5 protein-coding genes are annotated in these 6,700 nt (G+C 70.8%); 4 read left to right on the forward strand and 1 reads right to left on the reverse strand.

What is annotated here, in order from left to right; all coding sequences use genetic code 11:
• Positions 1 to 1,017: Hsp70 family protein (locus MCHUDSM44219_RS26005; RefSeq protein WP_048421166.1), on the reverse strand; the 1,017-nt coding region annotated here is incomplete at its 3' end.
• 211 nt (positions 1,018 to 1,228) lie between these two features.
• Between MCHUDSM44219_RS26005 and MCHUDSM44219_RS26010 the strand changes: the two genes are divergently transcribed.
• From MCHUDSM44219_RS26010 to MCHUDSM44219_RS26025, 4 genes are all read left to right on the forward strand, one after another.
• Positions 1,229 to 1,744: an Rv0340 family IniB-related protein gene (locus MCHUDSM44219_RS26010; protein WP_048421167.1), complete on the forward strand. Its 516-nt coding sequence runs from the start codon at positions 1,229 to 1,231 to the stop codon at positions 1,742 to 1,744.
• 273 nt (positions 1,745 to 2,017) lie between these two features.
• Positions 2,018 to 3,085, forward strand: coding sequence for an IniB N-terminal domain-containing protein (locus tag MCHUDSM44219_RS26015; protein ID WP_048421168.1), 1,068 nt, complete (start codon positions 2,018 to 2,020; stop codon positions 3,083 to 3,085).
• A gap of 102 nt (positions 3,086 to 3,187) precedes the next feature.
• Positions 3,188 to 5,002 carry an isoniazid-induced dynamin-like GTPase IniA gene (gene iniA, locus MCHUDSM44219_RS26020; protein ID WP_048421169.1) on the forward strand — a complete coding sequence of 605 codons (1,815 nt, stop codon included), beginning with the start codon at positions 3,188 to 3,190 and terminating at the stop codon, positions 5,000 to 5,002.
• Between the two features lie 41 nt (positions 5,003 to 5,043).
• Entirely contained in the window at positions 5,044 to 6,534 is a 1,491-nt protein-coding gene (locus tag MCHUDSM44219_RS26025; RefSeq protein ID WP_048421170.1) for a dynamin family protein, read from the forward strand.
• Positions 6,535 to 6,700: the final 166 nt, after the last annotated feature.

Below are 6,700 nucleotides of genomic sequence, written 5' to 3' on the forward strand. Positions count from 1 at the left end.
TCGATGTTGGAGCCGTCGCAGTTCGGCGGGCGCGACATTGAGCGCCGGCTCGGGCGTGGTGATGACCGGCGCCCGAAGTCGTTCCGAAAGTCGTTGCGTAACAACCGGAATCGCTGCTCCACCGCCGACGGTGGCGACTGCGGCGACGTTGGTGACCGGCACGTTGGCGCGCTGCAACGTGTCGTCGATCGCCGCGAGCAACCCGCCCAGCGGGTCGGCGAGCAGGTGCTCGAGCTCCGGACGGGTGACGCGGATGTCCGAGCGGAAGCCGGGCAGCTCGGCAGGGACCACGGTGGCGGTCTGCTCGGAGAGCCGTTCCTTGGCCTGACGGCACTCCTCACGCAACCGCGCCAGCGAGCCGACCGCCGCGGTGCCCGCCGGATCGGGGTCGTTGGCGTCGGCGATGCCGGCCAGCACATGGTCGAGCAGGGCCTGGTCGACCGCGTCCCCGGAGAAGTCGGGATAGCGCACGGTCTGGCCCACGAGATCCAGATTCGCGCCCGCGTCGGCGAGCGTGACGCTGGTGCCGCTGCCGCCCAGATCGACCAGCACCACCACCCCCTGATCGGGCAGGCCGGGCGCCGCCTGCAGTGCCGCCAGAGCGGCCGACGCATCGGGGATCAGCGCGGCGGGCACGCCGTCGGGCGCGAGGATCGGGCGCGAGCGCAGCGCGCCCCGCAGCGCCCCGATGGTGCCGGGTCCCCAGTGCGCGGGCACGGCGATCGCGACCGGTGAACCGCCGTCCACCGCCCGCGCCATCGCGGCGAGGGCCTCGGCGAGCACGACCTCACCGCGGTGCGCCGAACCGTCGGCGGCGACCAGCGGCACCGGATCGCCCACGCGGTCGACGAACCCACTGAGCACCAGGCCCGGCGGCGTCGCGTCGGTGGGAACCCCCACCTCGGGAGCGCGATCGGGGTAGACGGTCAGGATCGAGCGCCGCGTCACCGGCGGGCGGCCGACACGTGCGGCCACCAGGTTCGTCATCCCGATCGACAACCCCAGTGGTTCGGTCATGGTGGTGGATCTCCTCTTCGGCCGGCCCGGTCGGCCGGACCGCCCACCACCTTAACGGCCGGGCCGTCGCTCCCGGCGCAGGCGCCCCTAGTGTGGCTTATCCCCTAACGGGTGATCCCCTAACAGCCCCGACGCGGGGTTGGGCTTCGCACCGATCCGCCGAACACGGTGCGCCGATAAAATCGAGGACACATTGAGGGAAAGGGTCATCGTGGCGAACTCACTACTGGACTTCGTGATGTCGCTGGTCCGCGATCCGGATGCGGCTGCCCGCTACGCCGCCGACCCTGCGCAGGCCCTCGCCGACGCCCACCTGACCGATGTGACCAGCGTGGACGTGCAGAATCTGATTCCCGTGGTCGCCGAGTCACTGTCGATGTCCGCCCCCGCGCACGGCCTGGACGCCTTCGGCGCCGAGTCCGCGTCCAACGTCTGGGCCAGTGGTGCGGCGACCGCCGCGTTCGACGCTTTCGACGACCATCTCCCCGTCGCGTCGGTGATCGACACCGACAGCGCGGTGCCGACGATCGTCGACCATCTCGACGAACCGCATGCCGCGCTGGCCGCACCGGATCCGGCGCCGTCGCTGCAGGTTGACGACGTCGAGTTCGACCATCCTGCGATCACCGAACCGTCCGTGGACGACCATTGGGTGCCGCTGGCCGACGATGTGCACGACCTCGACCACCCGGTGGACCATCCGTCCGGATTCGACCTCTTCGACTGACGCGACTGCGCCAGTCGACGAGGTCACACCTGACCCGCGCGGACTCGGTCCGCGCGGGTTTTCTGCATTCTGAGCTGCCACGATGCCCGGATCCCCGGACGCCCCTAGAAATCCCCTAATCCCCTAACGCAGCCACTCCGATATCCCGCATGGGGATGCTCCAGCCGTGGGCGCCGCCCCCGTTTCCGGGGCCCGGCGAACTCCATAACGTGGTCTCCAGATCGCCGGGAAGCGCCGGCGGGACCCACGCACCAGCTCCAGAAAGGCACTCCCATGACGACCCTGATCGACTTCATCCTCGACCTGTTCCGCAGCCCGGCATCGGCCGCCTCGTTCGTCATCGACCCCGACGGCGCCCTGCGCGACGCGGGCCTGCCGAACGTCACCGCCGCGCAGCTGGCCTCGGTCGCCGCCACCGCGGCGCCGGCCGGCTACGCCCTCGGCGGCGGCGACCCGATCGTCGGCCTTCAGCGCGCGGTCGCCGACCACCACCAGCTGGCCTCGAACTTCGCCTCCCCGTTCTCCCCGCAGACCTCGTGGGCGCCGACGTTCGCCCCGGAGACGAACACCGACCTGCTCAGCGGCAACAACGTCCCCGTCGCCAGCCCCGTCCAGGACGCCGGCGCCAACGCCCAGAACGGCGCGTTCAACCTGGGCTTCGGTGACATCACCTTCGGCGACAAGAGCACCAACACCGCCACCAACGGCGGCGTGGTGGTCGACGGAGACAACAAGGGCGACATCGTCAGCGGCGACGGCGCGGTGCTCGGCGACGGCAACACCATGAACAACGGCGACATCCTCGCCGGCTCCGGATCGAACGTGGCCGTCGGCAAGGACAACGCGATCGACGACAACTCCAAGACCGCCGGGGGAGACCTCATCTCCGACAACCACTCTCCGGTCCTCAACGACGTCGACACCAGCGGCGGCCACGGCGGCGGCGCTGACGGCGGCGGCAGCCTGCTCGGCATCGGCTCGGGCAACGCGGCCGGCGGCCACGGCGGCAACGGCGGCGGCATCATCATCACCGACAACGACGTCAACACCGGCACCCAGGTCGCCGGCAACAACGGCAGCGACAACGTCGAGGACAACTCGGTCAACACCTCGGTGCACAGCTCGACCGAGACCTCGCACGACACCTCGATCGAGGACCACTCCTCGAGCTACGAGTCCAACATCGGCTCGGGCAACGAGACCGCGATCGGGTCGGGCAACCACACCGACACGTCGCTGTTCTCAGGCAACGACACCGGCCTGTCGACGCACACCGACCTGGCCTCCCACAACGATCTGGCCTCGCACAACACCACGGCGACCGATCTCGACGCGTTCTGATCCGAACCTGCTCACCAGCCGCCGGCGGGGACCGCATCGGTCCCCGCCGGTGGCGCGCTTACCGTTGACCTTTCGAGAGTGCCGCCGAGCAGAGGGGCCGTGATGACCCAACCCAATCGCGTGCTGGTCGAGCTCATCGACCACACCAGCAGGATCGCCGACACCCAGCAGCGCGGCGACCTGGTGGCCCGGCTCGCCAGGGCGAGGGCACGCGTCGACGACCCGCAGATCCGGGTGGTGATCGCCGGCCAGCTCAAGCAGGGCAAGAGCCAACTGCTCAACTCGCTGCTCAACATGCCCGTCGCCCGCGTGGGCGACGACGAATCCACGGTGCTCGCCACCGTGGTGTCCTACGGCGAGCAGGCGTCGGCGCGGCTGGTGGTCGCCCGGCCCGACGGCGAGGAACCCGAACTGGTCGAGATCCCCGTCGCCGACCTGCGCAACGATCTGCGCCGAGCGCCGCAGGCCCGTGGCAGGGAGGTGCTGCGCGTCGAGGTGACCGCGCCCAGCCCGCTGCTCAAGGGTGGGTTGGCGTTCATCGACACCCCGGGCGTCGGCGGTCACGGCCAGCCCCACCTGTCGGCCACGCTCGGCCTGCTGCCCGACGCCGACGCGATGCTGATGATCAGCGACACCAGCCAGGAGTTCACCGAACCGGAGATGACGTTCATCCGGCAGGCCCTCGAGGTGTGCCCGGTCGCGGTCGTCGTGGCCACCAAGACCGATCTGTATCCGCACTGGCGGCAGATCATCGACGCCAACGCCGCGCATCTGCGCCGGGCCGGCCTCGGGGTGCCGATGATCCCGGCGTCGTCGATCCTGCGCAGTCACGCCGTGCAGCTCAACGACAAAGAGCTCAACGAGGAGTCGAACTTCCCGGCGATCGTGAAGTTCCTCTCCGAGGACGTGCTCGGCCGGCAGAAGGACCGGGTGCGCGACCAGGTGCTCACCGACGTCCGCGCCGCCGCCGAGCACCTGATGCTCGCCGTGCAGTCCGAGCTCTCGGCGCTCAACGACCCGCACGCCCGCGAGGCCCTGACCGCCGACCTCGAAGCCCGCAAGCAGGAGGCCCAGGACGCGCTGCAGCAGACCGCGCTGTGGCAGCAGGTGCTCAACGACGGTATCGCCGACCTGACCTCCGACGTGGATCACGATCTGCGGCAACGGTTTCGGACCATCACCTTCCACACCGAGCGGGTCATCGACACCGGCGATCCGACGCTGCACTGGGCCGAGATCGGCGCCGAACTCGAGGACGCGGTCGCCACCGCCGTCGGCGACAACTTCGTCTGGGCCTACCAGCGCGCCGAGGCCCTGGCCGCCGAGGTGGCCCGCACCTTCCAGGAGGCCGGGCTCGACGCGGTGCGGATGCCCGCCATCGACGCCCGCGACCTGGGCGCGGACTTCGGCGAATTCAAGTCGCTGGCCCAGCTCGAGGCCAAGCCGATCAAGACCGGCCACAAGATCGTGACCGGGATGCGCGGGTCCTACGGCGGCGTGCTGATGTTCGGCATGCTGACGTCCTTCGCCGGGCTGGGGATGTTCAACCCGCTCTCCCTGGGCGCCGGGCTGGTGCTCGGTCGCAAGGCCTACAAGGAGGACATGGAGAACCGGATGCTGCGGGTGCGCAACGAGGCCAAGACCAACGTGCGCCGGTTCGTCGACGACGTCGCGTTCGTCGTCGGCAAGGAGTCCCGCGACCGCCTCAAGGGCATCCAGCGTCAGCTGCGCGACCACTACCGCGAGATCGCCAACCAGACCACCCGCTCGCTCAACGAGTCGCTGCAGGCCACGCTCGCCGCCGCCAAGGTCGCCGAGACCGAGCGGGCCGGGCGGGTCAAGGAGCTGGAACGCCAGCTCAACATCCTCGAGCAGGTCGTCGAGCACGCCGACAAGCACGCCGCCGGGGGTCACTAAGCTCGAGTGCCTACGAGTCGGGCTATCGGGACGGGACGGCACTGAGCACCAGCGACCGCGTGCGGGCGATCCTCGGCGGCACCATCGCCGCCTACCGGGCCGACCCCACCTACCGGCAGCGCCCCGACGTGCACCACGAGTTGGCCGGCATCGGGCACCGGCTCAACGAGCCGATGCGCATCGCCCTGGCCGGCACCCTGAAGGCCGGAAAGTCGACGCTGGTCAACGCCCTCGTCGGCGACACCATCGCGCCGACCGACGCCACCGAGGCCACCCGCATCGTCACGTGGTTCCGGCACGGTCCGACGCCCCGGGTGACCGCCAACCACCGCGACGGCCGGCGGTCGAACGTGCCGATCACCCGTGACCCCGCCGACCGGGGGCTGACGTTCGACCTGGCCCAGGTCGACCCGGACGACGTGGTCGACCTCGACGTCGAGTGGCCGGCCGCCGAGCTGACCGACGCCACGATCATCGACACGCCCGGCACGTCGTCGCTGTCCCGCGACGTGTCGGCCCGCACGCTGCGGTTGCTGGTGCCCAGCGACGGGGTGCCGCGCGTCGATGCCGTGGTGTTCCTGCTGCGCACGCTCAACGCCGCCGACATCGCGCTGCTCAAGCAGATCGGCGAACTGGTCGGAGGCTCGGCCGGCGCGCTCGGGGTGATCGGCGTCGCGTCGCGCGCCGACGAGATCGGGGCGGGCCGGATCGACGCGATGATCTCCGCCAAAGACGTCGCCCAGCGGTTCACCACCGAGATGGACCGCACCGGCATCTGCCAGGCGGTCGTGCCGGTGTCCGGCCTGCTGGCGCTGACCGCTCGCACGCTGCGGCAGAGCGAGTTCGTCGCGCTGGAGAAGCTGGCCGGTGTCGACGCCGCCGAGCTCGCCAAGGCGATGCTTTCGGTCGACCGGTTCGTCCGCGAGGACAGTTCCCTGCCCGTGGACGCCGCCACCCGCGCCGCCCTGCTGGACCGGTTAGGCATGTTCGGCATCCGGATCTCGATCGCGGTGCTGCGCGCCGGGGTGAGCGACTCGGTGGCGCTGGCCGACGAGCTGCTCGAACGCAGCGGCCTGGTCGCGCTGCGCGAGGTCATCGACCAGCAGTTCGCCCAGCGCTCCGACCTGCTCAAGGCGCACACCGCACTGCTGTCGCTGCGTGAGATCGTGCAGCGCCACCCGATCTACGCCACCCCGGCGATCCTCGCCGACATCGAGCCGCTGCTCGCCGACACCCACGCGTTCGAGGAACTGCGGCTGCTCAGCGCGCTACGCTCGCGGCCGACGTCGCTGAACCCCGAGGAGATGGCGTCGCTGCGCCGGCTGATCGGTGGCTCGGGGACCGACGCGGCGAGCCGGCTCGGGCTGGGGCCCGACAGCGCAGACGACGGGCCGCGGGCCGCGTTCGCGGCCGCCCAGCGCTGGCGGCGGCGCGCCGAGCACCCGCTCAACGACCCCTTCACCACACGCGCCTGCCGGGCGGCGATGCGCAGCGCCGAAGCGCTGGTCGCGGAGTATTCGGCGCGCACCTAACGTTTCGGCGGCGCCGAACGACTAACGGGTATGCGCAGTTCTCTGGGGATCTCGCTGGGCACGGCGAACCTCGTCACCGTCGTCGACGGCCGCCCGACGATGCTGCCCGCGGCGGTGACGGTGCGGCCCGGCCGTCACCAACTCCTCCAGCGCGTCCAGCAGGCGG

The organism is Mycolicibacterium chubuense, from assembly GCF_001044255.1.
Classification (GTDB): domain Bacteria; phylum Actinomycetota; class Actinomycetes; order Mycobacteriales; family Mycobacteriaceae; genus Mycobacterium; species Mycobacterium chubuense.